The organism is Pseudomonas sp. BCA17 (assembly GCF_004519405.1).
Classification (GTDB): Bacteria; Pseudomonadota; Gammaproteobacteria; order Pseudomonadales; family Pseudomonadaceae; genus Aquipseudomonas.
In genome coordinates this window covers 107,556-131,425 of record NZ_SGWI01000006.1, presented here as the reverse complement: position 1 = coordinate 131,425, position 23,870 = coordinate 107,556, and the positions used below count along the sequence as shown (strand labels likewise).

The following is a 23,870-nucleotide window of genomic DNA, read 5'->3' as shown; positions in this document are numbered from 1 at the left end:
CCCCCGGGCACCAAATGGCGCTTGGCCATTGACTTGGTCGCGGGCTGGCGGTTAGTTTCGTCACATGACATTTCAAGCCTTTCGCAGCCAGCCAAGCATTATTACCGCCATTCCTCATTTGGCGGGATAGCGCACGGCTGTACCCAAACCCGCCCTGGAGGCGGGTTTTGTTTTTCCGACTCCTGGGCTCCGCACCCCCCACCAGGAGACACCCATGAGTACCCACCGCGCCGCCCGATCCGCCGACACGGGACTGCTTGAGCACTACGTGAAAAAGATCCTCGCCGCGCCGGTCTATGACCTGGCGGTGTGCACGCCGTTGCAACCGGCGCCAGCGCTGTCGGCGTTGCTGGGCAACCAGGTGCTGCTCAAGCGGGAAGACTTGCAACCGACGTTTTCCTTCAAGATCCGGGGTGCCTACAACAAGCTGGTGCAACTGACGGCCGAACAGAAAGCACGCGGGGTGGTGACGGCGTCGGCGGGGAACCATGCGCAGGGTGTGGCGCTGGCGGCGCGAGAGCTGGGGCTCCAGGCGCGCATTGTCATGCCGTGCACTACGCCGCAGTTGAAGGTGCTGGGGGTACGCTCCCGCGGCGCCGAGGCGGTGCTGCATGGGGAGAGTTTCCCGTTTGCCCTGGCCCACGCGCTGCAACTGGCCGAGGCATCGGGCTGCACATTCGTGTCGCCCTTTGATGACCCGGATGTGATTGCGGGCCAAGGCACGGTCGCCATGGAAATCTTGCGTCAGCAACAGGGGCCGTTGGACGCGATCTTCGTGCCGGTGGGCGGCGGTGGTTTGATCGCCGGCATCGCGGCGTACGTGAAATACCTGCGGCCCGACGTACGTATCATCGGCGTCGAGCCCGAAGGCTCCAGTTGCCTGTTGGCCGCACTGCGCGCGGGCGAGCGGGTGGTGCTGCCCACGGTCGATGGGTTTGCCGATGGCACGGCCGTGGCGCAGATCGGCGCGTATGGGTTTGAGATCTGCCGCCATTGGGTGGATGAAGTCATCACGGTGAGCAACGATGAACTGTGCAGCGCCATCAAGCTGATCTACGACGATACCCGCTCCATCACCGAACCTTCCGGCGCGTTGGCAGTGGCAGGCCTGCGGCGTTATGTCGAGCAACGTTCTGTGCGCGGTCAAAGCCTGGTGGCGGTTAATTCCGGGGCTAACATCAACTTTGATAGTTTGCGACATGTTGCTGAAAGAGTCGCGGCGCAAGACGTCGTTTTACACAAAGGCCTGAGTTAAACGTTTAATCACAGCATTTCGAAGACGATTAGCCCGACGCTCAGAACCGATACTTCAAGTTATATAAATCCGTAGCGCGCTTATGAGGAATGGTTACAACGCATGTTGAGTTTGCCGCGTAGGCTGGTACAGGTAAGCGTCTTCCAGGGTCGGCAAGACGTGGCAGGAGATACGCCTGCCAGACACACCACCAGCAGTTGGCAGTCTCATAAATAAAAGGAGAGGTTGGTCATGCTTTCGGAATTAGAACTTCGCAGCATTATTGAAGGAAGTTTCCTGCCTAAACGGTGCGAGTGCACCAAAGCCGAAGATGCTTCGTTGACGATCAGGGTCTTTGACGACCGTGATCGCGACCGGGTGGATTTGGAAGTCAAAGGTATCAACGCGGACAAACTCGACAGCAGTCGAGCCATTTGCAACCTGATCACCGGGTTGCGCGAAGACCTCAAGCACACCCATGCACCCGTCCTGCAACGAGCGGGAGGGCGCGGCTTCTACTAGTTGGACGCTTGAGAGTAAGGCACCGAAGACCTGTGGGCCTGGATGAACGCCAGGCCCAATACGGTTTCTGTTGCCACCGCCAGCAGGATGCCTGGCCCCGCATTGCCATTGATCCACTCACTGAACCCCAATACCGCCAGCACAAAGCACCCGGTGATGAACCCGGTGATCAGGGCGCTACGCGTGTCAGAAGGGGGCGCACGGCGGGCCCGGTAGAACATCACGCCGATGCCCAGAAACAGCGCGGCATTGCGGCGCGACACCAGCCCGGTGGCACTGGAGTATTCGACGCTCCATAACCCCAGCAGCAGGTCGGGGCGCAGGCCCCAGACGAGCGCCAGGGCAAAGCAGAGCAGGGCGGTGAAGGTGGCGAGGGTGCGGAAATTCAACAGCATGGCGAATCCTTTCGGCCTTATGACAAGCCCGCAAGATTACTCCTATTTGTGCGGGCCTGGCCTCGTAGTTTCAACGCCTCAGTTCTGGAAGTCGCAGGCTTCGGACATTTTGCGATAGCTCACGTCTTCGACCTTGCCCGCCTTGTCCAGAAACTTGATATCCGCCTTGATAACTTTGCATTCGTCGGTCCGTGGTTCATTCATGGCCAGGACCTTGTCGATGTTCATCGGCAGGCCGTAGTGGTAAGGCACGGGTTTGACGGCGGCGGCTTGATCATCGGCCTGAGCCAGGCCTGACACAGCCGCCAGCGCAAGGGTGGCGCCGAGCATCAAAGTGCGCAGTTTCATGGTGGTTCTCCGCAAAGAGTGGGTACAACTTCACTCTCGACCTGCGGGATTAACCATCGATTAATTTTTGCCAGGCTGACAAAACCTTCATCCAAGCTGGTGGCGGTACGGCAGGTCAGGCCCGGTCTTGCCGCAGGTCAGCGCGGCGGCGCGAATGGCAAAGCCGAGCATGGCATCGATCTGTGCACGCGTGAGCTGTTGCAGGCCCTCGACTGAATCCAGTTGCTGCTCGGTCAGCCAGGCAATCAGCGCGGCCTGGAAGGTATCGCCGGCACCCACCGTATCGGCCATTACCACCTTGACCGCCGGTTGCGACCAGTTGCCATGCCGGCGGCTGAAGACGCTGGCGCCATCGCCGCCACGGGTGAGGAACACCAACTGGCAACGGTGTTGCAGCCAGCCTTGCAGCACGCTTTCCGGCGACTGGTCGGGGTAGAGCAGATGCAGGTCCTCGTCGCTGACTTTGATCAGGTCGGCATGCTTGACCAGTTCCGCCACGCGGTCGCGCCACAGTTGGATATCCGGCTGCGGGTTGAGTCGCACGTTGGGGTCGAGGCTGATCAGGCGCTTGCCGCTTTCACGCTTGACCAGGTTCAGCAGGGTGTCGCCAATCGGCTGCACCACCAGGGAGAACGAGCCGATATGCAGGCCGCGAATGTCAGCGCCCAGCTCGGGGAGGTGGGCGATTTCCAGCAGGCGGTCGGCGCAGCCTTCACCGCGGAAGTTGTACTGGGGCGAACCATTGGCGCCCACGGCGACCATCGACAAGGTGGTCGGCGCGGCGAACTCCACCAGGAACTGCTCGCTGACCCCTTCATCCTTGAGCACCTGCAACAAACGGCGGCCGAGGAAATCGCTGGACAAACCACCGAACAAGCCGGCCTCGATGCCCAGGCGGCGCAACCCCACCGCGACGTTGAACGGCGAACCGCCGGCAATCGCCTTGTAGTTGACCTTGGAAGCCTGCCCGCCGGCATCTTCCTCGCTGAAAAAGTCGAACAGCGCTTCACCACACACCAGATACATAGTCGTTCGCTCTTAAAGGGTTGCCACGAGCTGCTGATAGCGCTCGTAAGCCTGTTGATAGGCGCTGACGCTCGCCGCCACCGGCAGGGTACGGCTGGCCGGGTCGACGCTCACGCATTTGTCGCACAGGCTGGCCAGGGATTCGCCGGACTGGCTCCACGCCGCCTGGATCGCCGCGCCCAGGGCCGCGGCTTCGCTTTGTTCGGTGCAGATCACTTCGGTGTTCATGATATCGGCGACCATCTGCCGCCACACCGGGCTTTTCGAGCCGCCGCCGATCAAACGGATACTTTGGCTTTGCAGGCCGGTCTGGCGCAGCAGGTCCAGCCCGTAGCGCAGGCCGAAGGTGGTGCCTTCGACCACGGCGCGGCACAGGTTGGCGCGGGTCAGGTTGGTCATGGTCAAGCCATGCAGGCTGCCGGTGGCGTGGGGTAGGGCGGGCACGCGTTCGCCGTTGAGGAACGGCAGCATGCTGATGCCGTCGGCGCCTATCGGCGCTTGCGCTACCAGGCTGTTGAACGCCGCCAGATCGAGGTCGAACAACTCGCGAACCACACCGGTGGCGTTGGTCAGGTTCATGGTGCAGATCAACGGCAGCCAGCCACCGCTGGATGAGCAGAACGTGGCGACAGCGGCCTGGGGGCTGACGTTGGGCTGATCGGCATACGCATAAATGGTGCCCGATGAACCCAGGCTCATGGTGATCACCCCGGCGGCGATATTGCCGGTGCCGATGGCGCCCATCATGTTGTCGCCGCCACCGCTGGAGACGATGGCATTGGGGTTGATGCCCAGGCGTTCGGCGATGGCGGGCAGGATGGTGCCGACGTTTTGATCGGCCTCGATCAGTTGCGGCAGGGCGTGTTCCAGGCGACCGCTCGGGTCGATGTGCTTGAGCAGTGCCACATCCCACTCGCGGCTGCGCACGTTGAAGTAGCCGGTGCCCGACGCATCGCCATACTCGGCGACGGCCCGCCCGGTGAGCCAGTAGTTGAGGTAGTCGTGGGGCAGCAGGATATGCGCGATGCGCGCGAAGACGTCCGGGTGCTGCTCGCGGGTCCAGAGCAGTTTTGACACGGTGTAGCCCGGTGCGATGGCGACGCCCAGGCGCTCCAGCGAACCGCTTTCACCGCCCAGGTGGTGCAGCAGACGGTCGTTCTCCGGCGCGGTTTCAGTGTCGCACCACAGCTTGGCGGGGCGCAGCACCTGGCCCTGGTCATCGAGCAATACCAGGCCGTGTTGTTGGCCGGACACACCGATGCCAAGGATGTCCTGACCATCCACACCGGCTTGTTGCAGGGCGCGGTGGGTCGCTTCGGTAAAGGCGTCCAGCCATTCCTGGGTGTGCTGTTCGCGGCGGCCATTGGCGCCGCTGATCAAAGTGTGCGCGGCGGCGCCCAGGCCCAGTACCTGGCCGCTGGACGCGTCAAGGACGATGGCCTTGGTACCCTGGGTGCCGCAGTCGATGCCGAGAAACAGGTGTTGCTGGGTCATGAGGATTTGCTCCTGTAGGCGCGAGCTTGCCCGCGAAAAACCAACCGGCGATGCGAGTCGCGCTGATAGCGCTGCATGACCGTCGGCGATTTTCGCGGGCAAGCTCCGCGCCTACCTGTTTAATCGGGTTTCTTCAAAAGTTGCTTCAGGGTCTCTGTGACGCCCTTGTCGCGCAAGCTCACAAAACACCGCTCGAACGCTGCCACAAACTCAGGCGAGTTGGGAATAGCCGTGCCGAAAATCTCCTCTACCGCCAACAGGCGCTTGCTGATCAGCCCGTCATCACTCACCAGGCCCTGGCAAAACGCTGCACGCGGGTCGGGGATCGTGTAGCTCACGCCATTCTCGTCCACGCCCTTGAGGTAAAGCGCCCAGGCCGCCACCACCAGCGCCGCGCGTTCAGTCTCGCGGCCATCGGCAATCAGGCGGTTGATGGTCGGCACGGTGAACTTGGGAAACTTCGACGAGCCGTCGGAACACACTCTCTCCAACTGGTCGGCAATCGCCTGGTTGGAAAAGCGGTCCACCAGGGTCTGCTTGTAGTCGGTCAGGTTGATGCCCGGCACCGGCGCCAGGTTCGGCGTGACGTCCAGGTCCATGTAGGCGCGCATATAGGCCACAAATACCGGGTCGTTCATGGTTTCGTGCACAAACCGGTAGCCCTTGAGAAAACCCAGGTAGGTCAGCGCCAGGTGGCTGCCGTTGAGCAGGCCGATCTTCATTTCTTCATAGGGCGTCACGTCGTCGGTGAACTGCACGCCGACCTTCTCCCACGCCGGGCGACCGTTGACGAATTTGTCTTCCAATACCCACTGCACAAAGGGTTCGCACACCACCGGCCAGGCATCGTCGATACCGTGCTCGTCATGCAGTTGCAGGCGGTGCGCGGTGCTGGTCATCGGCGTGATGCGGTCGACCATGGCGTTGGGAAAGCTTACGTGGGCCTTGATCCAGTCGTGCAACTCGGCGTTGTGCAGGGCGGCAAATGCCAGCAGCGCCTTGCGGGTGACCGCGCCGTTGTGCGGCAGGTTATCGCAGGACATTACAGTAAAAGCAGGAATGCCCGCCGCGCGGCGTTGGGTCAATGCCGCGCAGATGAAACCGAACACGGTTTTCGGTGCGCCAGGGTGCGCCAGGTCATGCTGGATCTGCGGCAGATGGGCCATGAACTCGCCGTTGCTGTCGTCAATGCAGTAGCCGCCCTCGGTGATGGTCAGCGAGACGATGCGAATCTCGGGGCTGGCCAGTTTGTCGATCAGCGCCTGGGCGCCATCTTCGGCCAGCAGCATGTCGCTGATCGAACCGATCACGCGCACTTCGGTGTCGTCGGTGTCGCCCAGTTCATACAGGGTGAACAGGTAGTCCTGGCCGGCCAGGTCGTCGCGGGCCCTGCGGTCCTCGCTGCGCAGGCCGACACCGCAGATGCTCCAATCCAGGCCTTCGCCGGTATTCATCAGTGCATCGGTGTAATACGCCTGATGCGCGCGATGGAAACCGCCGACGCCGATATGGGCGATGCCTTGGGTCGTGCTGGCAATGGCATAGGCCGGCAGTTTCACCTGCGGCGGCAGTTGAGTGAGGTTCTGTTTATTCAGTTTCATCACAAGTCTCGCGAAATCAGGCGGCAGCGCGCAGTGGGCGGGCCACGGCTACACCGTCGGTGTCGAACAGATGGCAGTGCGCCGGGTCCAGGTGCAGGTGCAGCGTTTCGCCGTACTGGCTGGCCATGTCGCCGCGAATCCGCAGGGTCAAGGGCTCGCCGCTGGCGGTCACGACATGGCAGAAGGTGTCGCTGCCCAGGCGTTCGCCGACGTCGGCCGTGACGGTCAACGTGGTTTGGCCGGGTGAGGCTATTTCCAGGTGCTCCGGGCGAATGCCCAGGGTCACGACACTGCCCACGCTCAAGCTGGCGCCGCTCTGTGGCAGATTGATCAAGGTGCCTGCGTCCAGTTGCACATCGCAGCCTTGGCTGTCGATGCGCGTGACCTGGCCCTTGAGGAAGCCCATTTTCGGTGTGCCGAGGAAGCCCGCCACAAACAGATTGGCCGGATAGTGATACAGCTCCAGGGGCGAACCCACCTGCTCGATGCGGCCACTGTTGAGCACCACCACCTTGTCGGCCAGGGTCATGGCTTCCACCTGGTCGTGGGTCACGTAGATCATGGTCGCTTGCAGTTCCTTGTGCAGGCGTGCCAGCTCCAGGCGCATCTGCACGCGCAGGGCGGCGTCAAGGTTGGACAGTGGCTCGTCGAACAGGAAGATCTTCGGGTTGCGCACGATCGCCCGGCCAATCGCCACGCGCTGGCGCTGGCCGCCGGACAGCTGCTTGGGCTTGCGCTCCAGCAGCGGCCCCAGTTCGAGGATACGTGCCGCCTCGCTGACCTTGCTTTCCACCAGCTTCTTGTCGACACCGGCCAAGTCCAGGGCAAACGACATGTTCTTGCGCACGCTCATGTGCGGGTACAGCGCATAGGTCTGGAACACCATCGCCAGGTCACGCTTGGCTGGGGTCACTTCGGTGATGTCGCGGCCGTCCAGTTCGATGGTGCCTTCGCTCACTTCTTCCAGGCCGGCGATCAGGCGCAGCAGGGTCGATTTACCGCAGCCCGATGGGCCGACGAACACCACGAATTCCTTGTCGTTCACCTCAAGGTCGACGCCCTTGATGATGGAGAAGCCTTCGAAGCCTTTTTGCAGGTTTTTGATTTTCAGGTTGGCCATGATGGGCCTCCGTATGCAAATTTTTATCAGGAAGCCGTTATTTCACGGCGCCGAAGGACAAACCGCGCACCAGCTGTTTCTGGCTGATCCAGCCAAAGATCAGGATCGGCGCACAGGCCAGTGTCGACACGGCCGACAACTTGGCCCAGAACAAACCTTCGGGGCTGGAGTAAGAGGCGATCAGTGCGGTCAGCGGTGCGGCGTTGGACGAGGTCAGGTTCAGCGACCAGAACGCCTCGTTCCAGCACAGGATCAGCGACAGCAACACGGTAGAGGCCAGGCCGCCCTTGGCGATCGGCAGCAGCACCCGGACCATTTCCTGCCACAGGGTGGCGCCATCCAGGCGGGCGGCTTCGAGGATGTCCCTGGGGATGTCCTTGAAGTAGGTGTAAACCATCCAGACCACGATCGGCAGGTTGATCAGGGTGTAGATGATGATCAGCGCAATGCGCGTATCCAACAGGCCAAAGCTCTTGGCCAACAGGTAGATCGGCATCAATACGCCCACGGGCGGCAGCATCTTGGTGGACAGCATCCACAGCAGCGTACCTTTGGTGCGCTGGGTTTCGTAGAACGCCATGGAGTAGGCGGCCGGCACCGAGATCAGCAGGCACAGGGCGGTGGCGCTGAATGAAATCACCACGGAGTTCCAGGCGTACGCAAAGTAATTGCTGCGCTCGTTGATGTGCAGGTAGTTCTCCAGCGTCGGCGTGAAAATGAACTGCGGCGGCGTGGCGAATGCATCGATTTCAGTCTTGAAGCTGGTCAGCACCATCCAGAAGATCGGGAAGAAAATCAGGATCGCGATGGCCCAGGCCAGCGTGCCGAGCAACAGACTTTGCAGGCGGCGGGATTGTTGAAGCGTCATGGCGCGGCCCTCAAGGCTTGTCAGTCAGGTTTTTGCCGATCATCCGCACCAGGATGATCGCCGCGATATTGGCGATGACCACGGCAATCAAGCCGCCGGCCGAGGCCATGCCCACGTCGAACTGCACCAGCGCCTGGTTGTAGATCAGGTAGGCGAGGTTGGTGGACGCATAGCCCGGGCCACCGTTGGTGGTGGTGAAGATTTCGGCGAACACCGAGAGCAGGAAGATGGTTTCGATCATCACCACCACGGCAATCGGGCGCGCCAGGTGGGGCAGGGTCAGGTGCCAGAAAATCGCAATGGCGCCGGCGCCGTCCAGGCGTGCCGCTTCCTTTTGTTCCTGGTCGAGGGACTGCATGGCGGTCATCAACAGCAAAATGGCGAAGGGCAGCCATTGCCACGACACGATGATGATGATCGACAGCAACGGGTAGTGCGCCAGCCAGTCCACCGGCTCGGCACCGAACAGTTTCCACACGGCCGCGAGAATCCCCGACACCGGGTGGAAAATCAGGTTCTTCCAGATCAGCGCGCCGACGGTGGGCATGATGAAGAAGGGCGAGATCAACATCACTCGCACGATGCCGCGACCGAAGAACTCACTGGCTTCCAGCAGGGCACTGATCAGCACGCCGAACACCACGCTGATCAGCAGCACGCTGCCCACCAGCAGCAGGGTATTGGTGGCGCCGGGCAGGAAGCCCGAGTCGGTGATGAAGTAGGTGAAGTTCTCCAGCCCCACGAACTGGTTTTCGCCGGGGTAGAGCAGGTTGTAGCGGATCAGCGAAAAGTACAGGGTCATGCCCAGCGGCACGATCATCCATACCAGCAGCATGGCGACCGAGGGCGTGACGAGGAACCAGCCGGGGTTGGCCAGGCGGTTTTTGCGCGGCGTGGCCGGGGCAGTTGTTTGCACTTGGGCGGGGGACGTATTCATGGTGATCAAGACCGATTAGAGGCAGGTGCGCAAACCCCTGTAGGAGCGAGCGTGCTCGCGAAGACATTCCAGGCGCATTACTGCGTCGGATGTACCTTTTTCGCGAGCAAGCTCGCTCCTACAGGCATTGGGGGGTTACTTGGGGTAACCCGCCCGCTTCATTTCACGCTCGGTGGTGGTCTGTGCGGCGGTCAATGCAGCATCCACCGTCTGTTGACCGGTCAGCGCGCCCGAGAAGAACTTGCCGACCTGGGTGCCAATCGCCTGGAACTCAGGAATGGTCACCAACTGGATCCCGATATAGGGCACCGGCTTGAGCGTCGGTTTGGTCGGGTCGGCGACTTTCAGCGATTCCAACGTCACCTTGGCGAACGGCGCGGCCTTCATGTACTCGTCGCTGTAGGTGGACTTGCGGGTGCCTGGCGGCACGTTGGCGATACCGTCGGTCTTGGCCACCAGTTGGCTGTATTCCTTGGAGGTTGCCCAACTGGTGAACACTTTGGCGGCGTCCTTGGCTTTGGAACTGGTCGGAATCGCCAGGCTCCACGAGTACAGCCACGAAGTGCCCTTGTCGGTCTTCTCGTGGGGGGCGAAGGTGAAGCCGACGTGGTCAGCCACCTTGCTCTGGGTTTTGTCGGTGACAAACGAGCCGGCCACGCTGGCATCGACCCAGATCGCACACTTGCCGCTGTTGAACAGCGCCAGGTTTTCGTTGAAGCCGTTGCTGGATGCGCCGGGCGGGCCGGATTTCTTCATGTTGTCGACGTAGAAGTTCAGTGCGTCCTTCCACTCAGGCCCGTTGAATTCCGGCTGCCACTTCTCATCGAACCAGCGTGCGCCATAGCCGTTGGCCAGGGTGGTGATCAGCGCCATGTTCTCGCCCCAGCCGGCTTTGCCGCGCAGGCACAGGCCGTATTGCTCTTTGGTCTTGTCGGTGAGTTTGGCGGCGTATTCGCCGATCTGGGTCCAGGTCGGATGCTCGGGCATGGTCAGCCCGGCGTCCTTGAACAGGTCGGTGCGGTAATAGGTGATCGAGCTTTCGGCATAGAAGGGCAGTGCGTACAGCGAACCCTTGACCGACAGGCCGTCGCGTACCGAAGGGAATACGTCGTCGAGGTCGTAGGACGCCGGCAGGTCCTTCATCGGTTCCAACCAACCTTTGGCACCCCACAGTGCGGCTTCGTACATGCCTATGGTCAGCACATCGAACTGCCCGCCCTGGGTGGCGATGTCGGTGGTCAGGCGTTGGCGCAACACATTTTCTTCGAGCACCACCCAGTTCAGCTTGATCTCCGGATGCTCGGTCTCGAAGGTTTTCGAGAGCTTTTGCATGCGGATCATGTCGCTGTTGTTGACGGTGGCGATGGTCAGGGTTTGCGCGCCAAGGCTGACGGCGCTGAGGGTCATGCATGTAGTCATGCAAGTAAAGGCAAGCAGGGATTTTGCTGTGAACTTCATCGCGCACTCCATTTCCGCGCCCAGAGGGCTGCAGAAGGACAGTTATTGTTGTTGTGTCTTCCCACGGGGAGTCAGGAAGAGTGTGCGTTGATTACAGCCTTGAAATGGGGAGGTGACAAATCCTTGGGAGCACGCTCACTGATACTTTTTTGCACTCGATGATCGTCCCCGCACAGTGGGGGACGATCAGCGGCGTGTTTTAACGCTCAATATCAGCCTGTATCCGTTCAGCCAACAACCGAGACACCTCGATCAACTGTGCAATACCCAGTGCGCCTTCTCGCCGCGAGCTATCGAGCTCAAAAGCGAAGTCGCAGGTGAGGGCGTGGGCGCAGGCCAGCGATTCGCTGAGGTTGACCAGCAAGTCTTGGGTGCTGATGCCGTCTTTCACGGCGAACAGCACGTTGGATACTGAGTCGAGCGGGGGATTTGGGGTAATGCCAGTCAGTTAAGAAGCAGAAAGGCTAAAAAGTAACCTGTGGCGAGGGAGCTTGCTCCCGTTGGACTGCGCAGCAGTCCCATGCTTTGTAAACAAAGAGCGGGGCCGCTTCGCGGCCCAACGGGAGCAAGCTCCCTCGCCACACATACAGCGACCGCAGAAAAGAGCTGGTTCGACGCTGCCTGACCTCAATTCAGCCGATATTTTGCTCAGTCAACCGCTGCACCGCCAAGCGCCGATAGTGGGACGGGGTCATGCCCTTGAGCTGCTGAAAGCGTCGGTTGAAGTTGGAGATGTTGTTGAAGCCGGATTCAAAACACACATCCGTCACCGCTTTATCACCGTCGGCCAGCAGTTCGCAGGATTTGCTGATGCGCAGCCGGTTGACGAACTCGATAAAGGTGCGCCCGGTGGCTTGCTTGAACACCCGCGAGAAGTAGGTGGGCTTCATGCCGAGGTATTCGGCGACTTCCTCCAGGGGCAACTCCCGCGCGTAATGCGCAAAAATATAGTCCACCGCGCGGTTGGTGCGGTCGATGCTGTGTTCATCCGCCAGTTGCGGGGTGGTGACGCCCGAGAGCAACTGGTAGTCCTCGCAGGCACTGAGCGCCTCCAGCAGGATAAAGAAGTGCCCCAGGCGCGCCATGCCCTGGGCGTCTTCGATGCGTTGCATCAAGGTCATGGCTTGGGCGATGGTCTTCTTGCAGCGGAATTCGATGCCGTACTGCGCCCGCTCCAACAGCGGCGCCAAGGTCTTGAGTTCAGTAAAAATCTGGCTGCCGTTCTCCAGCAACTCATCGGTGAAATTCACCAGCATGTCGCGCTTGGGCACCACTTCGTCTTCCTCCACCTGGCTGATCCAGTTGTGGGGCAGGTTAGGACCGGTGAGGAACAGGCTTTCCGGGTAGAAATTGCCGATGTAGTCGCCGATAAACACCTTGCCGGAGCTGGCGACGATCAGGTGCAGCTCGTATTCCTTGTGGAAATGCCAGCGTACCAGGGGGCAGGGGAAACCGTGCTGGCGATAGATGATGGACAGACCGTTGTGGTCGTCCATCAGCTCGTAGGAGGGGTCGGTGATTCGCGTTGCTCGGGTCATGCTGCCGTCGCTTTATTGTGGTTGCTGCGTAGGATAATGCCCCCTTGCGTGCAACCTCGCCAGCGCCGGCCTTCAAAGCACGCGGTTTTTTGCCTCGATCCACTGGGACATGTACTGGGTGCTTTTATGGGCATGGTGACGCAGCATGCCGCCGGTGAAGTTATCCCGGCGATGGGCCGAAAGCCGGCTACGGCACTGCTCCAGGCACGCCACCAGCGCCGGGCCGTGGACATTCTGGTCGTAACGCCGGGCCAGCAGCTGCCGGCCGTTTTCCTGGGCCAGGGTCCAGCGCGCGCGGTCCTGATACAGCGCCACCGCCGCGGCGGCCAGGGCGGGGGCGCTGTGCTCGATCATGCCGGGCCACGGGTACTCGTCGCCCATGGCTTCGGCACCGATGGGCGTGGTGATATTCGGCGTGCCGCAGAGCATGGCATCGGCCAACTTGCCCTTGATCCCCGCGCCGAACCGCAATGGCGCCAGGCAGATGCGCGCGGCGGTCATCACTTGCAGGGCATCTTCGGCCCAGTTCATCACATGGAACCCCTGGGGCGGGTTATGCAGGGCCGTGGCCTTGGGCGGGGTGTAAGCGCCGTAGATATGCAGTTGGGCGCCCGGCAATTGCTGGCGGATCAATGGCCAGAGGCTGTTTTTCATCCAGAGCACCGCATCCCAGTTCGGCGCATGGCGGAAGTTACCGATGCTGAGGAAGTGCGCACGGTCCTCAAAGGGCGCAAACGCTGTGGTTGGCGGAGCCATCATCAACGGGCACCAGTGGAGCAGGGCAGGCGGCACCTTGAAGTGTTCGGTGAGCAGGCGGATTTCCACATCGGAAATCATCAGGCTGATGTCGCACCGGTAAATCGCGGCGATTTCACGCTTGGCCAGGTCAGTCTCTGCCATCAGCTCGAACGCTTGCTTGAGGTCAGCGGTAAAGAGCGCGCTGAAGTCATCCCTGTCGGGAGCGGCCTTGAGGCAATCCTTGAGACGCTGCTGCCGTGCGTCGCGCAGGCTTTGCAGGTCGGAGGTTTCCAGGACGCGCAGCGCATTCGGGCAGCATTTTTCCACGCGCCAGCCGAACTGTTCTTCCATCATGAAACGGTCGAACAGGACGATATCCGGAGCCAGCTCGCGGATAAACTCATCGAAGCTGCTGTTGTTCAGCTCGATGGCGCATTCGGTGATGCCCAGGGCGGGCAGGTCCGCCTTGTGCTCGCCGATGGCCGCGGGGCTGCTGAAGGTAATGTCCCAACCTTGAGTAAGAAAGCTCTCAAGAATTTGCATCATATGCCCGCCAGCGGCCGAGGAACGGGGTTCCGGCCAGACGTAACCAATGACCAGGACTTTGGTGGCGGGCTGATTCATCAACGACGGCTTCCTTGAGGGACGGGCGAAAAGCGCGCAATTAAACCACAACGGCATGGCATGACAATTTATGCTCGGCGGTAGGTGACGACGGCACTTTGTGGTTAACTTCCGCCTCTCGAATTCGTTTCATCAAACCCAGCATAAGGATTCTGTCATGGCTCAAGTCACCCTTCGCGGTAACCCTGTCCAAGTTGAAGGCGAATTGCCACAAGTCGGCTCCCAGGCGCCGGATTTCACCCTGACTGCCGCTGATCTGTCGGACGCCACCCTGGCTACCTTCGCCGGCAAGCGCAAAGTGCTGAATATCTTCCCAAGCGTCGACACTCCGACCTGCGCAACTTCAGTACGTAAGTTCAATGCCCAGGCCAATGATGTGGCCAACACCGTGGTGCTGTGCATCTCTTCGGACCTGCCGTTTGCCCAGGCGCGTTTTTGCGGTTCGGAAGGCCTGGAAAACGTGAAAAACCTGTCGGACTTCCGCAGCGCGGCGTTCTCCGAAGATTACGGCGTGAACATCGTTGACGGCCCATTGCGCAGCCTGACCGCTCGCGCCGTGGTGGTGCTGGATGAAAACAACAACGTGCTGCACAGCGAACTGGTTTCCGAAATCGGCCACGAGCCGAACTACGAAGCCGCTCTGGCTGTTTTGAAATAACTGTTTCTGCGCATGACTGTCGTTTTGCAGTAACACGCGTGCTGCATGCTTGCGGCCTGGCCTAGTCCAGGCCGTTTTTATTTGCGTCTCAGGTGCTTAGCGAAATAGCGGACAGACTAAGGCCAGCAGTTAAAAGTTGTAAGCCCAAGGTAAATAGCCGGTAAAGGCGCTTTTCTAAATGCGCCCCAGTGCTTATCTTTCAGCCTCCCAAAGAAGAAGCTCTCGCGCCCAATGGTTGATCAATCCATGCAATCCTCCCCCCGTAAGTCCCGCCGCTGGCTGTTCGGCCTGCTTGTGCTGCTGGTCATTGCCGGCCTGTGCTGGAAATTCTGGCCTGGCAGCCACAAGGACGCCACGGCAAACAAGGCGGAAGGCCGTGCCGGCAAGTCGGGGATGATGCGCCCGGGCTTCGGAGGCTCAACCGGCCCGATTCCGGTGCGCGTGGCGCCGGCAGTACAGGGAGAGTTCCCGGTGTACTACAAGGCATTGGGCACGGTGACTGCGCTCAATACCATTAATGTACGTAGCCGGGTGGGCGGTGAGCTGGTGAAGATCGCCTTTGAAGAAGGGCAAATGGTCAAGGCCGGTGACCTGCTGGCGGAAATCGACCCGCGCAGTTACCAGAACGCCTTGCTCCAGGCCCAGGGCACGCTGTTGCAGAACCAGGCCCAGCTGAAAAATGCCCAGGTCGATGTGCAGCGTTATCGTGATTTGTATGCCCAGGACAGTATCGCCAAGCAGACCCTGGACACCGCCGAAGCGCTGGTCCTGCAATACCAGGGCACGGTCAAGACCAATCAGGGCGCGGTGGATGACGCCAGGCTCAACCTCGAATTCACCAAGATCCGCGCACCGATCAGTGGGCGAGTGGGCTTGCGTCAGGTCGACGTGGGCAACCTGGTCGCAGCCAATGACACCACGTCCCTTGCGGTGATCACCCAGACCCAGCCGATCAGCGTGGTCTTCACCCTGCCGGAAAACACCCTGGACACCGTCCTCAGCCGCTACCACGCCGGCAACAAACTGCCCGTGGAAGCCTGGGACCGTGGCGACGTGAAAAAACAGGCCGTCGGCGTATTGCAGAGCCTGGACAACCAGATCGACGTCACCACCGGCACCCTGAAATTCAAAGGGCGCTTCGATAACAAGGACCAGGCGCTGTTCCCCAACCAGTTCGTCAATGTGCACCTGCTGGCCGACACCTTGCACAACGTGGTGCTGGCACCGTCCGCAGCCATCCAGTTCGGCAACAACGGCACGTTTGTCTACAAGCTCGACGGCGACAAGAAGGTCAAGATGCAGCCCTTGGTGGTCGGCGATTCCGATGGCGACAACACGGTGATCAAGGAGGGCCTGGTGGCGGGTGACCGCGTCGTGCTGGAAGGTACCGACCGCTTGAAGGACGGCAGCGAAATCGAAGTGGTCAACGACAGCAGCGAAGTCCTGACCACACCGACCGAGCACCTGCAAGGCAAGCCCGCGGCAAAAGAGAAGACCGGCGCTGACGCCGGCAAGGCGCAAAAGGTCGGTTCATGAACCTGTCGCGGCTGTTTATTCTTCGCCCGGTCGCCACCACCCTGAGCATGCTGGCCATCGTTCTGGCCGGCATCATCGCTTATCGCTTGCTGCCGGTGTCGGCGTTGCCCCAGGTGGACTACCCGACCATCCGGGTGATGACCCTGTACCCGGGCGCCAGCCCGGACGTGATGACCAGCGCAGTCACCGCGCCTCTTGAGCGCCAGTTCGGCCAGATGCCCGGCCTGACCCAGATGGCGTCCACCAGCTCCGGCGGCGCGTCGGTGCTGACCCTGCGTTTCAACCTCGACATCAATATGGATGTCGCCGAGCAACAAGTGCAGGCTGCGATCAACGCCGCCACCAACCTGCTGCCCAAGGATTTACCGGCGCCGCCGGTCTACAACAAGGTCAACCCGGCTGACACCCCGGTGCTGACCCTCGCCATCACTTCCAAAACCATGCTGCTGCCCAAGCTCAACGACCTGGTCGACACGCGCATGGCGCAGAAAATCGCGCAGATCAGCGGCGTCGGCATGGTCAGCATTGCCGGTGGCCAGCGTCAGGCAGTGCGCATCAAGGTCAACCCGGAAGCGCTGGCGGCCAACGGTTTGAACCTGTCGGACGTACGCACTCTGATTGCCGCGTCCAACGTCAACCAGCCCAAGGGTAACTTCGACGGGCCTACCCGGGTGTCGATGCTCGACGCCAACGACCAGTTGGTCTCGCCCCAGCAATATGCCGAACTGATCCTGGCCTACAACAATGGCGCGCCGCTGCGCCTGAAAGATGTGGCGCAGATCGTCGATGGCGCCGAAAACGAGCGTCTTGCCGCCTGGGCCAACGAAAACCAGGCCGTGCTGTTGAATATCCAGCGCCAGCCGGGCGCCAACGTGATCGAAGTGGTGGACCGCATCAAGGCGTTGTTACCGAGCATCACCGACAACCTGCCTGCCGGCCTCGATGTGACGGTGCTTACCGACCGCACCCAGACCATCCGTGCATCCGTCACCGATGTGCAACATGAACTGCTCATCGCCATTGCCCTGGTCGTGATGGTGACTTTCCTGTTCCTGCGCCGCTTCAGCGCCACGATCATTCCGTCCATCGCCGTGCCGCTGTCGCTGATCGGCACCTTTGGCGTGATGTACCTGGCAGGCTTCTCCATCAACAACCTGACGCTGATGGCCCTGACCATCGCCACCGGGTTTGTGGTGGATGACGCCATCGTGATGCTGGAGAACATTTCGCGTTATATCGAGGAAGGCGAGACGCCACTGGCGGCGGCGCTCAAGGGCGCCAAGCAGATCGGCTTCACCCTGGTGTCCCTGACCCTGTCGTTGATCGCGGTACTGATTCCGCTGCTGTTCATGGCCGATGTGGTCGGGCGGCTGTTCCGTGAGTTCGCCATCACCCTGGCGGTGGCGATCCTGATTTCCCTGGTGGTGTCCCTGACCCTCACCCCGATGATGTGCGCGCGTTTGCTCAAGCGCGAACCCAAGGAAGAAGAACAGGGCCGTTTCTACAAGGCCAGCGGCGCGTGGATCGACTGGTTGATCGAAGCCTACGGGCGCAAGTTGCAGTGGGTGCTCAAGCACCAACCGCTGACCTTGCTCGTGGCCGTCGCCACACTGGGTTTGACGGTGTTTCTGTACCTCGTGGTCCCCAAAGGCTTCTTCCCGGTGCAGGACACCGGGGTGATCCAGGGGATTTCCGAGGCACCGCAGTCAATTTCCTTTGCGGCCATGAGCCAGCGCCAGCAAGAATTGGCCAAGGTCATCCTGGCTGACCCAGCGGTGCAGAGCCTGTCGTCCTACATCGGGGTGGATGGCGATAACGCCACCCTCAACAGCGGCCGCTTGCTGATCAACCTCAAGCCCCATGGGCAGCGCGACTTGAGTGCGGCCCAGGTGATTACCCGCCTGCAGCCGGAAATCGACAAACTGGTGGGGATCCGCCTGTTCATGCAGCCGGTACAGGATCTGACTATCGAAGACCGTGTCAGCCGCACGCAATACCAGTTCAGCATGTCTTCACCGGATGCTGACCTGCTGGCGCTGTGGAGTGACAAACTGGTGCACGCCCTCAGCCGGTTGCCGGAGCTTACCGACGTCGCCAGCGACCTGCAGGACAAGGGTTTGCAGGTGTTCCTGGTGATCGATCGCGACGCGGCCTCGCGCCTGGGCGTCAGTGTGTCGACCATCACCGATGCGCTGTACGATGCGTTCGGCCAGCGGCAGATTTCCACCATCTACACCCAGGCCAGCCAATACCGCGTGGTGTTGCAGGCGCAATCCGGTGAAACCCTGGGCCCTGCGGCGCTTGACCAGATCCACGTGAAAACCACTGGCGGCGGCCAGGTACGGCTGTCGAGCCTGGCCCATGTGGAGCAGCGCCAGGCCCAACTGGCGATTGCCCACATCGGCCAGTTCCCGGCGGTGATGATGTCGTTCAACCTGGCCCCCGGCGTCGCGTTGGGCAAGGGCGTGGAACTGATCAACCAGACCCAGAAGGACATCGGCATGCCGATAGGCGTGCAGACCCAGTTCCAGGGCGCGGCCCAAGCCTTCGAAGCGTCGCTGTCGAGCACTTTGCTGCTGATCCTGGCGGCGGTGGTCACCATGTACATCGTGCTGGGCGTGTTGTACGAGAGCTACATCCACCCGATCACCATCCTGTCGACCTTGCCGTCGGCTGCGGTGGGGGCCTTGCTGGCGTTACTGCTCAGCGGCAATGACCTGGGCATGATCGCGATCATCGGTATCATTCTGCTGATCGGCATCGTGAAAAAGAACGCGATCATGATGATCGACTTCGCCCTCGACGCCGAGCGCAACCAGGGCCTGGACCCGCAGACGGCGATCTATCAGGCGGCACTCTTGCGCTTCCGGCCGATCCTGATGACCACCCTGGCCGCGCTGTTCGGTGCGGTGCCGCTGATGCTGGCCACCGGCTCCGGTGCGGAGCTGCGCCAACCGCTCGGGCTGGTGATGGTCGGCGGTTTGCTGGTCAGCCAGGTATTGACCTTGTTCACCACACCGGTGATCTACCTGTACTTCGACCGCCTTGGCCGTCGCTGGCGCAAAGAGCCGCAAAGCCTGGAGCCGGTTGAGTCATGAACCTGTCCGGACCTTTCATTCGCCGGCCGGTAGCCACCATGCTGCTGAGCCTGGCGATCATGTTGCTTGGGGGCGTGAGCTTCAACCTGTTGCCGGTGTCGCCGCTGCCGCAGATCGACTTCCCGGTGATCGTGGTGTCGGCCAGCTTGCCGGGTGCCAGTCCGGAGGTGATGGCTTCGACCGTCGCGACGCCGCTGGAGCGTTCGTTCGGCGCGATTGCCGGTATCACCACCATGAGCAGTTCGTCGAGCCAGGGCTCTACCCGGGTGATCCTGGCGTTCGACTCCGGGCGTGATATCAACGGCGCAGCGCGGGAAGTGCAGGCGGCGATCAACGCCTCGCGCAACCTGTTGCCCAGCGGCATGCGCAGCATGCCTACCTATAAGAAGATCAACCCGTCCCAGGCACCGATCATGGTGCTGTCGCTGACCTCCGACGTGCTGCAAAAGGGCGAGCTGTACGACCTGGCCTCGACCATCCTGTCGCAAAGCCTGTCCCAGGTGCCGGGTGTGGGCGAGGTACAGATCGGTGGCAGCTCCCTGCCGGCGGTGCGCATCGAGCTGGAGCCCAAGGCCCTCGACCAGTACGGCGTGGCCCTGGATGACGTACGCAACACCATCGCCATTGCCAATCAGCGCCGGCCCAAGGGCTCCCTGGAAGACAGCGAGCGCAATTGGCAGATCCAGGCCAACGACCAGTTGGAAAAGGCCAAGGACTACGAGCCGTTGCTGATTCGCTACCAGAACGGCGCGGCCCTGCGCCTGGGCGATGTAGCCAAGATCAGCGATGGCGTGGAGGACCGCTACAACAGTGGCTTCTTCAACAATGATGCAGCGGTGCTGCTGGTGATCAACCGCCAGTCCGGCGCGAATATCATCGAGACGGTGCGGCAGATCAAGGCCCAGTTGCCGGCGTTGCAGGCGGTGCTGCCGTCCAGCGTCAAGCTCAACCTGGCGATGGACCGTTCACCGGTGATCACCGCCACGTTGCATGAAGCCGAAATGACCTTGCTGATCGCCGTGGCCCTGGTCGTGCTGGTGGTGTACCTGTTCCTCGGTAACTTCCGCGCCTCGCTGATCCCGACCCTGGCGGTGCCGGTGTCGTTGGTGGGCACCTTCGCGGTCATGTACCTGTTCGGTTTCTCATTGAACAACTTCTCGTTGATGGCATTGATCCTGGCCACCGGGCTGGTGGTGGACGATGCCATTGTGGTGCTGGAGAACATTTCCCGGCATATCGACGACGGCGTGCCGCCGATGAAAGCGGCTTACCTGGGCGCCCAGGAAGTCGGTTTTACGCTGTTGTCGATGAACGTGTCGCTGGTGGTGGTGTTCCTGTCCATTTTGTTTATGGGCGGTATTGTCGCCAACCTGTTCCGTGAGTTTTCCGTCACCTTGTCCTCGGCGATCATCGTCTCGCTGGTCGTGTCGCTGACCTTGACTCCGATGCTGTGCGCCCGGTGGCTCAAGCCCCATGTCAAAGGGCACATGAGCGCTTTGCAGCGCTGGAGCCAGAGCGTCAACGACCGCATGGTAGCGGCCTATGCCTCCAGCCTGGACTGGGTGTTGCGCCACCGCCGCCTGACGCTGCTCAGCCTGTTTATCACCGTCGCGGTGAACATCGCGTTGTACGTGGTAGTGCCCAAAACCTTCATGCCCCAGCAGGACACCGGCCAGTTGATTGGTTTTGTGCGCGGCGACGATGGGCTGTCGTTCGGCGTGATGCAGCCGAAGATGGAAACCTTCCGCAAGGCCATCCTCAAGGACCCGGCCGTGCTCAGCGTGGCCGGCTTTATCGGCGGCAACAACGGCACCAATAACGCGGTGATGCTGGTGCGCCTCAAGCCCATCGCCGAGCGCAAGGTCTCGGCGCAGGCGGTGATCGAGCGTTTGCGCAAGGACGTGCCGTTGGTGCCGGGCGGGCGCCTGTTCCTGATGGCTGACCAGGACCTGCAATTTGGTGGCAGTCGTGACCAGAGCAGTGCGCAGTATTCCTACATCCTGCAAAGTGGGGATCTGGCCGCGTTGCGCGAATGGTTTCCGAAAGTGGTGGCCGCGTTCCACTCACTGCCGGAACTGACGGCCATCGACGCCCGCGAAGGTCGTGGCGCCGCACAGGTGACGTTGATCGTCGACCGCGACCAGGCCAAGCGCCTGGGCATCGATATGAGCATGGTCACGGCGGTGCTGAACAACGCTTACAGCCAGCGGCAGATTTCCACCATCTACGACAGCCTCAACCAGTACCAGGTGGTGATGGAGGTTAATCCGAAATACGCCCAGGACCCGATTACCCTCAATCAAATGCAGGTGATCACCTCCACCGGCGCGCGAGTGCCGTTGTCCACCATCGCCCATTACGAAAACAGCCTGGCCGCCGATACCGTGCGGCACGAGGGCCAGTTCGCGTCGGAAAACATCGCCTTCGACATGGCGCCCGGCGTGACGGTGGAGCAGGGCACTGCCGCCATCGAACGAGCGATGGCCAAGGTCGGTTTACCGGAAGATGTGATCGCCAAGATGGCCGGCACGGCCGATGCCTTTGCGGCAACCCAGAAAGGCCAGCCGTTCATGATCCTCGGCGCGCTGGTGGCGGTGTATCTGGTGTTGGGCGTTCTGTATGAAAGCTACATCCACCCCTTGACCATCTTGTCGACCCTGCCGTCGGCGGGCGTCGGCGCACTGCTGTCCATCTACCTGCTGGGCGGCGAGTTCAGCCTGATCTCGTTGCTGGGGCTGTTCCTGCTGATCGGGGTGGTGAAGAAAAACGCGATCCTGATGATCGACCTGGCCCTGCAACTGGAACGCCATGAAGGCATGAGCCCGCTGGAATCGATTCGCAGCGCCTGCTTGTTGCGCCTGCGGCCGATCCTGATGACCACGCTTGCCGCCATCCTGGGTGCCTTGCCGTTGCTGCTTGGCGCCGGCGATGGCGCGGAAATGCGCCAGCCGCTGGGCCTGACCATTATCGGCGGCCTGGTGTTCAGCCAAATCCTGACCCTTTACACCACCCCGGTGGTCTACCTCTATCTCGACCGCGCGCGCCACCGTTTCAACGCCTGGCGCGGCGTGCGTACCGATGCTGCCTTGGACACTGTGCTATGACCGATTCAACGAACGCCCATGCAAGCGTGCTGTGGCGAGGGCGCTTGCTCCCTCGTTTCGGTATGAAGTTACTGGCCGTGATGATTGGCGGCGCCTTGCTCAGCGCCTGCGCGATCGGCCCCGACTACAAGCGCCCGGAAGTGGTCGAACCTGCGCAATTCAAGCAAGCCCAAGGCTGGCGCCAGGCGACCCCCAGCGACTCCCTGGCCCGTGGCGCCTGGTGGGAGTTGTACGGTGATCGCCAACTGAATGAACTGGTGGAACGCCTGAATAATTCCAACCAGACCGTGGCCCAGGCTGAAGCGCGCTTTCGCCAGGCCCAGGCCCAGGTACGCAGCGCCCGGGGTGCGTTTTTCCCCTCGGTGGACCTGAGCGTAGGGAAGACCCGCGCGAGCCAGGGCACCGGCAGCAGCAGTGCCAGTCTCAGCAGTTCCAGCAGTGGTATCCGCGACACGCTCAACGCCCAGTTGGGGGTGAGCTGGGAGGCGGATGTCTGGGGCAAGCTGCGCCGTGGCCTGGAAGCCAACGAAGCCACCGCCGAGGCCAGCTCGGCTGACCTGGCGGCGATGCGTTTGAGCCAGCAATCGGAACTGGTGCAGGACTACCTGCAACTGCGCGTCATGGACGAACAGACCCGCCTGTTGCAAGCCACGCTGGACACTTACCAGCGCTCGCTGAAAATGACCGAAAACCAATACCGCGCGGGTGTGTCGGACAAGGCGGCAATCGCCCAGGCGCAAACCCAGCTCAAGTCTACCCAGGCCAGCCTGATCGATCTGATCTGGCAGCGCGCGCAACTGGAAAATGCCATCGCGGTATTGATCGGCGAGGCACCGGCCAACTTCAGCCTGGCGGTGAGCAAGAGTATTCCGACCCTGCCGCAGGTTCCGGTCAGCGTGCCGTCGCAGTTGCTTGAACGTCGCCCGGATATTGCGTCCGCCGAACGTTCGGTGATTGCCGCCAACGCCAATATCGGCGTGGCCAAAGCCGCGTACTACCCGGATTTGACCTTGAGCCTGGCGGGCGGTTATTCCAGCAGTACCTATGCCGACTGGATCAGCCTGCCGAACCGCTTCTGGTCGGTGGGGCCGAAACTGGCCATGACCTTGTTCGACGGCGGCCAGCGCTCGGCGGAAGTCGACCGTACCGTGGCCGCTTATGATGAAACCGTGGCCAAGTACCGCCAGACCGTGCTCGATGGTTTCCGTGAAGTGGAAAACTACATGGTGCAACTGAAGGTGCTGGAAGACGAAGCGGTGGTCAGCAACGAAGCGCTGGAATCGGCCCGCGAATCCCTGCGCCTGACCGAGAACCAGTACAAGGCCGGGTTGATTGCTTATCTGGATGTCGTCACGGTGCAGGCTACAGCCTTGAGTAATGAGCGCACTGTGCTGACCCTGCTGCAGACTCGCCTGGTGGCGAGTGTGCAGTTGATTGCGGCGTTGGGCGGGGGATGGGACGGGCATACGTCGGCGGAAGGCAAGGACTGATGGTGGCCCGGTAATACCAGTCAGTTAAAGCGTGTTGCAGGAGCGCGCTTGCTCGCGAAAAACTCACAGGCGCCGCGTTCA

The 23,870-nt window shown here is 61.4% G+C and carries 19 protein-coding genes; 7 read left to right on the top strand and 12 right to left on the bottom strand.

Annotated elements, in window-relative coordinates; translation table 11 throughout:
• The first annotated feature begins 214 nt into the window (after positions 1–214).
• Both ilvA and EXW71_RS21370 read left to right on the top strand, forming a co-directional pair.
• Positions 215–1,255 carry a threonine ammonia-lyase, biosynthetic gene (gene ilvA / locus EXW71_RS21375; RefSeq protein ID WP_134660788.1) on the top strand — a complete coding sequence of 347 codons (1,041 nt, stop codon included), beginning with the start codon at positions 215–217 and terminating at the stop codon, positions 1,253–1,255.
• A 231-nt stretch (positions 1,256–1,486) separates the two neighbouring features.
• Positions 1,487–1,756 (top strand): DUF1652 domain-containing protein, encoded by a 270-nt coding sequence (locus EXW71_RS21370; protein WP_123718828.1) that lies wholly within the window; start codon positions 1,487–1,489, stop codon positions 1,754–1,756.
• Here EXW71_RS21370 and EXW71_RS21365 read toward each other — a convergent pair.
• From EXW71_RS21365 to EXW71_RS21310, 12 genes are all read right to left on the bottom strand, one after another.
• Positions 1,753–2,151, bottom strand: a complete 399-nt coding sequence (locus EXW71_RS21365; RefSeq protein WP_123718829.1) for a hypothetical protein — start codon at positions 2,149–2,151, stop codon at positions 1,753–1,755. The genes EXW71_RS21370 and EXW71_RS21365 overlap by 4 nt on opposite strands.
• A 78-nt stretch (positions 2,152–2,229) precedes the next feature.
• The gene (locus tag EXW71_RS21360; RefSeq protein WP_123718830.1) at positions 2,230–2,499 is read right to left on the bottom strand and encodes a DUF2790 domain-containing protein; all 270 of its coding nucleotides are present in this window, start codon (positions 2,497–2,499) and stop codon (positions 2,230–2,232) included.
• An 87-nt stretch (positions 2,500–2,586) separates the two neighbouring features.
• Complete coding sequence (locus EXW71_RS21355; protein ID WP_123718831.1) at positions 2,587–3,525, bottom strand: carbohydrate kinase; 939 nt, start codon at positions 3,523–3,525, stop codon at positions 2,587–2,589.
• Between the two features lie 12 nt (positions 3,526–3,537).
• A complete protein-coding gene (xylB, locus tag EXW71_RS21350) occupies positions 3,538–5,019 on the bottom strand; it encodes a xylulokinase (protein ID WP_134660787.1) in 1,482 nt (493 codons plus the stop codon).
• A 119-nt stretch (positions 5,020–5,138) separates the two neighbouring features.
• Positions 5,139–6,620 (bottom strand): mannitol dehydrogenase family protein, encoded by a 1,482-nt coding sequence (locus tag EXW71_RS21345; protein WP_134660786.1) that lies wholly within the window; start codon positions 6,618–6,620, stop codon positions 5,139–5,141.
• A gap of 16 nt (positions 6,621–6,636) precedes the next feature.
• The gene (locus EXW71_RS21340; protein ID WP_134660785.1) at positions 6,637–7,740 is read right to left on the bottom strand and encodes an ABC transporter ATP-binding protein; all 1,104 of its coding nucleotides are present in this window, start codon (positions 7,738–7,740) and stop codon (positions 6,637–6,639) included.
• Positions 7,741–7,777: 37 nt separating this feature from the next.
• Positions 7,778–8,608 (bottom strand): carbohydrate ABC transporter permease, encoded by an 831-nt coding sequence (locus EXW71_RS21335; protein WP_123718833.1) that lies wholly within the window; start codon positions 8,606–8,608, stop codon positions 7,778–7,780.
• 10 nt (positions 8,609–8,618) lie between these two features.
• Positions 8,619–9,545 (bottom strand): carbohydrate ABC transporter permease, encoded by a 927-nt coding sequence (locus tag EXW71_RS21330; RefSeq protein ID WP_123718834.1) that lies wholly within the window; start codon positions 9,543–9,545, stop codon positions 8,619–8,621.
• Between the two features lie 135 nt (positions 9,546–9,680).
• A complete protein-coding gene (locus EXW71_RS21325; RefSeq protein ID WP_372241342.1) occupies positions 9,681–10,964 on the bottom strand; it encodes a sugar ABC transporter substrate-binding protein in 1,284 nt (427 codons plus the stop codon).
• Positions 10,965–11,202: 238 nt separating this feature from the next.
• A complete protein-coding gene (locus EXW71_RS21320; protein WP_134660783.1) occupies positions 11,203–11,451 on the bottom strand; it encodes a DUF6124 family protein in 249 nt (82 codons plus the stop codon).
• A gap of 184 nt (positions 11,452–11,635) precedes the next feature.
• Positions 11,636–12,541: an AraC family transcriptional regulator gene (locus EXW71_RS21315; protein WP_123718837.1), complete on the bottom strand. Its 906-nt coding sequence runs from the start codon at positions 12,539–12,541 to the stop codon at positions 11,636–11,638.
• Positions 12,542–12,613: 72 nt separating this feature from the next.
• Positions 12,614–13,903, bottom strand: a complete 1,290-nt coding sequence (locus EXW71_RS21310) for a glycosyltransferase (RefSeq protein ID WP_134660782.1) — start codon at positions 13,901–13,903, stop codon at positions 12,614–12,616.
• A 157-nt stretch (positions 13,904–14,060) separates the two neighbouring features.
• Between EXW71_RS21310 and tpx the strand changes: the two genes are divergently transcribed.
• The 5 genes from tpx to EXW71_RS21285 all read left to right on the top strand — a co-directional run bounded on the left by tpx (position 14,061) and on the right by EXW71_RS21285 (position 23,789).
• Positions 14,061–14,561: a thiol peroxidase gene (gene tpx / locus EXW71_RS21305; protein ID WP_123718839.1), complete on the top strand. Its 501-nt coding sequence runs from the start codon at positions 14,061–14,063 to the stop codon at positions 14,559–14,561.
• A 231-nt stretch (positions 14,562–14,792) separates the two neighbouring features.
• Positions 14,793–16,097, top strand: coding sequence for an MdtA/MuxA family multidrug efflux RND transporter periplasmic adaptor subunit (locus tag EXW71_RS21300; protein ID WP_134660781.1), 1,305 nt, complete (start codon positions 14,793–14,795; stop codon positions 16,095–16,097).
• Entirely contained in the window at positions 16,094–19,195 is a 3,102-nt protein-coding gene (locus EXW71_RS21295) for an MdtB/MuxB family multidrug efflux RND transporter permease subunit (protein ID WP_134660780.1), read from the top strand. The genes EXW71_RS21300 and EXW71_RS21295 overlap by 4 nt, the downstream gene beginning before the upstream one ends.
• Positions 19,192–22,299 (top strand): efflux RND transporter permease subunit, encoded by a 3,108-nt coding sequence (locus EXW71_RS21290; protein ID WP_134660779.1) that lies wholly within the window; start codon positions 19,192–19,194, stop codon positions 22,297–22,299. Before EXW71_RS21295 ends, EXW71_RS21290 begins: the two co-directional genes overlap by 4 nt.
• On the top strand, positions 22,296–23,789 hold the full coding sequence (locus EXW71_RS21285; RefSeq protein ID WP_123718841.1) for an efflux transporter outer membrane subunit: 1,494 nt from the start codon (positions 22,296–22,298) through the stop codon (positions 23,787–23,789). The genes EXW71_RS21290 and EXW71_RS21285 overlap by 4 nt, the downstream gene beginning before the upstream one ends.
• Positions 23,790–23,870: the final 81 nt, after the last annotated feature.

Bases quoted from the DNA above. Each gene is read 5' to 3' on its own strand.
- EXW71_RS21330 (WP_123718834.1), bottom strand. From the start codon at position 9,545: ATGAATACGTCCCCCGCCCAAGTGCAAACAACTGCCCCGGCCACGCCG.
- EXW71_RS21355 (WP_123718831.1), bottom strand. From the start codon at position 3,525: ATGTATCTGGTGTGTGGTGAAGCGCTGTTCGACTTTTTCAGCGAGGAA.
- EXW71_RS21360 (WP_123718830.1), bottom strand. From the start codon at position 2,499: ATGAAACTGCGCACTTTGATGCTCGGCGCCACCCTTGCGCTGGCGGCT.
- EXW71_RS21370 (WP_123718828.1), top strand. From the start codon at position 1,487: ATGCTTTCGGAATTAGAACTTCGCAGCATTATTGAAGGAAGTTTCCTG.
- xylB (WP_134660787.1), bottom strand. From the start codon at position 5,019: ATGACCCAGCAACACCTGTTTCTCGGCATCGACTGCGGCACCCAGGGT.
- EXW71_RS21300 (WP_134660781.1), top strand. From the start codon at position 14,793: ATGGTTGATCAATCCATGCAATCCTCCCCCCGTAAGTCCCGCCGCTGG.
- tpx (WP_123718839.1), top strand. From the start codon at position 14,061: ATGGCTCAAGTCACCCTTCGCGGTAACCCTGTCCAAGTTGAAGGCGAA.
- EXW71_RS21310 (WP_134660782.1), bottom strand. From the start codon at position 13,903: ATGAATCAGCCCGCCACCAAAGTCCTGGTCATTGGTTACGTCTGGCCG.
- EXW71_RS21325 (WP_372241342.1), bottom strand. From the start codon at position 10,964: ATGACTACATGCATGACCCTCAGCGCCGTCAGCCTTGGCGCGCAAACC.
- EXW71_RS21285 (WP_123718841.1), top strand. From the start codon at position 22,296: ATGACCGATTCAACGAACGCCCATGCAAGCGTGCTGTGGCGAGGGCGC.
- EXW71_RS21335 (WP_123718833.1), bottom strand. From the start codon at position 8,608: ATGACGCTTCAACAATCCCGCCGCCTGCAAAGTCTGTTGCTCGGCACG.
- EXW71_RS21345 (WP_134660786.1), bottom strand. From the start codon at position 6,620: ATGAAACTGAATAAACAGAACCTCACTCAACTGCCGCCGCAGGTGAAA.
- EXW71_RS21295 (WP_134660780.1), top strand. From the start codon at position 16,094: ATGAACCTGTCGCGGCTGTTTATTCTTCGCCCGGTCGCCACCACCCTG.
- EXW71_RS21340 (WP_134660785.1), bottom strand. From the start codon at position 7,740: ATGGCCAACCTGAAAATCAAAAACCTGCAAAAAGGCTTCGAAGGCTTC.
- EXW71_RS21315 (WP_123718837.1), bottom strand. From the start codon at position 12,541: ATGACCCGAGCAACGCGAATCACCGACCCCTCCTACGAGCTGATGGAC.
- EXW71_RS21290 (WP_134660779.1), top strand. From the start codon at position 19,192: ATGAACCTGTCCGGACCTTTCATTCGCCGGCCGGTAGCCACCATGCTG.
- ilvA (WP_134660788.1), top strand. From the start codon at position 215: ATGAGTACCCACCGCGCCGCCCGATCCGCCGACACGGGACTGCTTGAG.
- EXW71_RS21365 (WP_123718829.1), bottom strand. From the start codon at position 2,151: ATGCTGTTGAATTTCCGCACCCTCGCCACCTTCACCGCCCTGCTCTGC.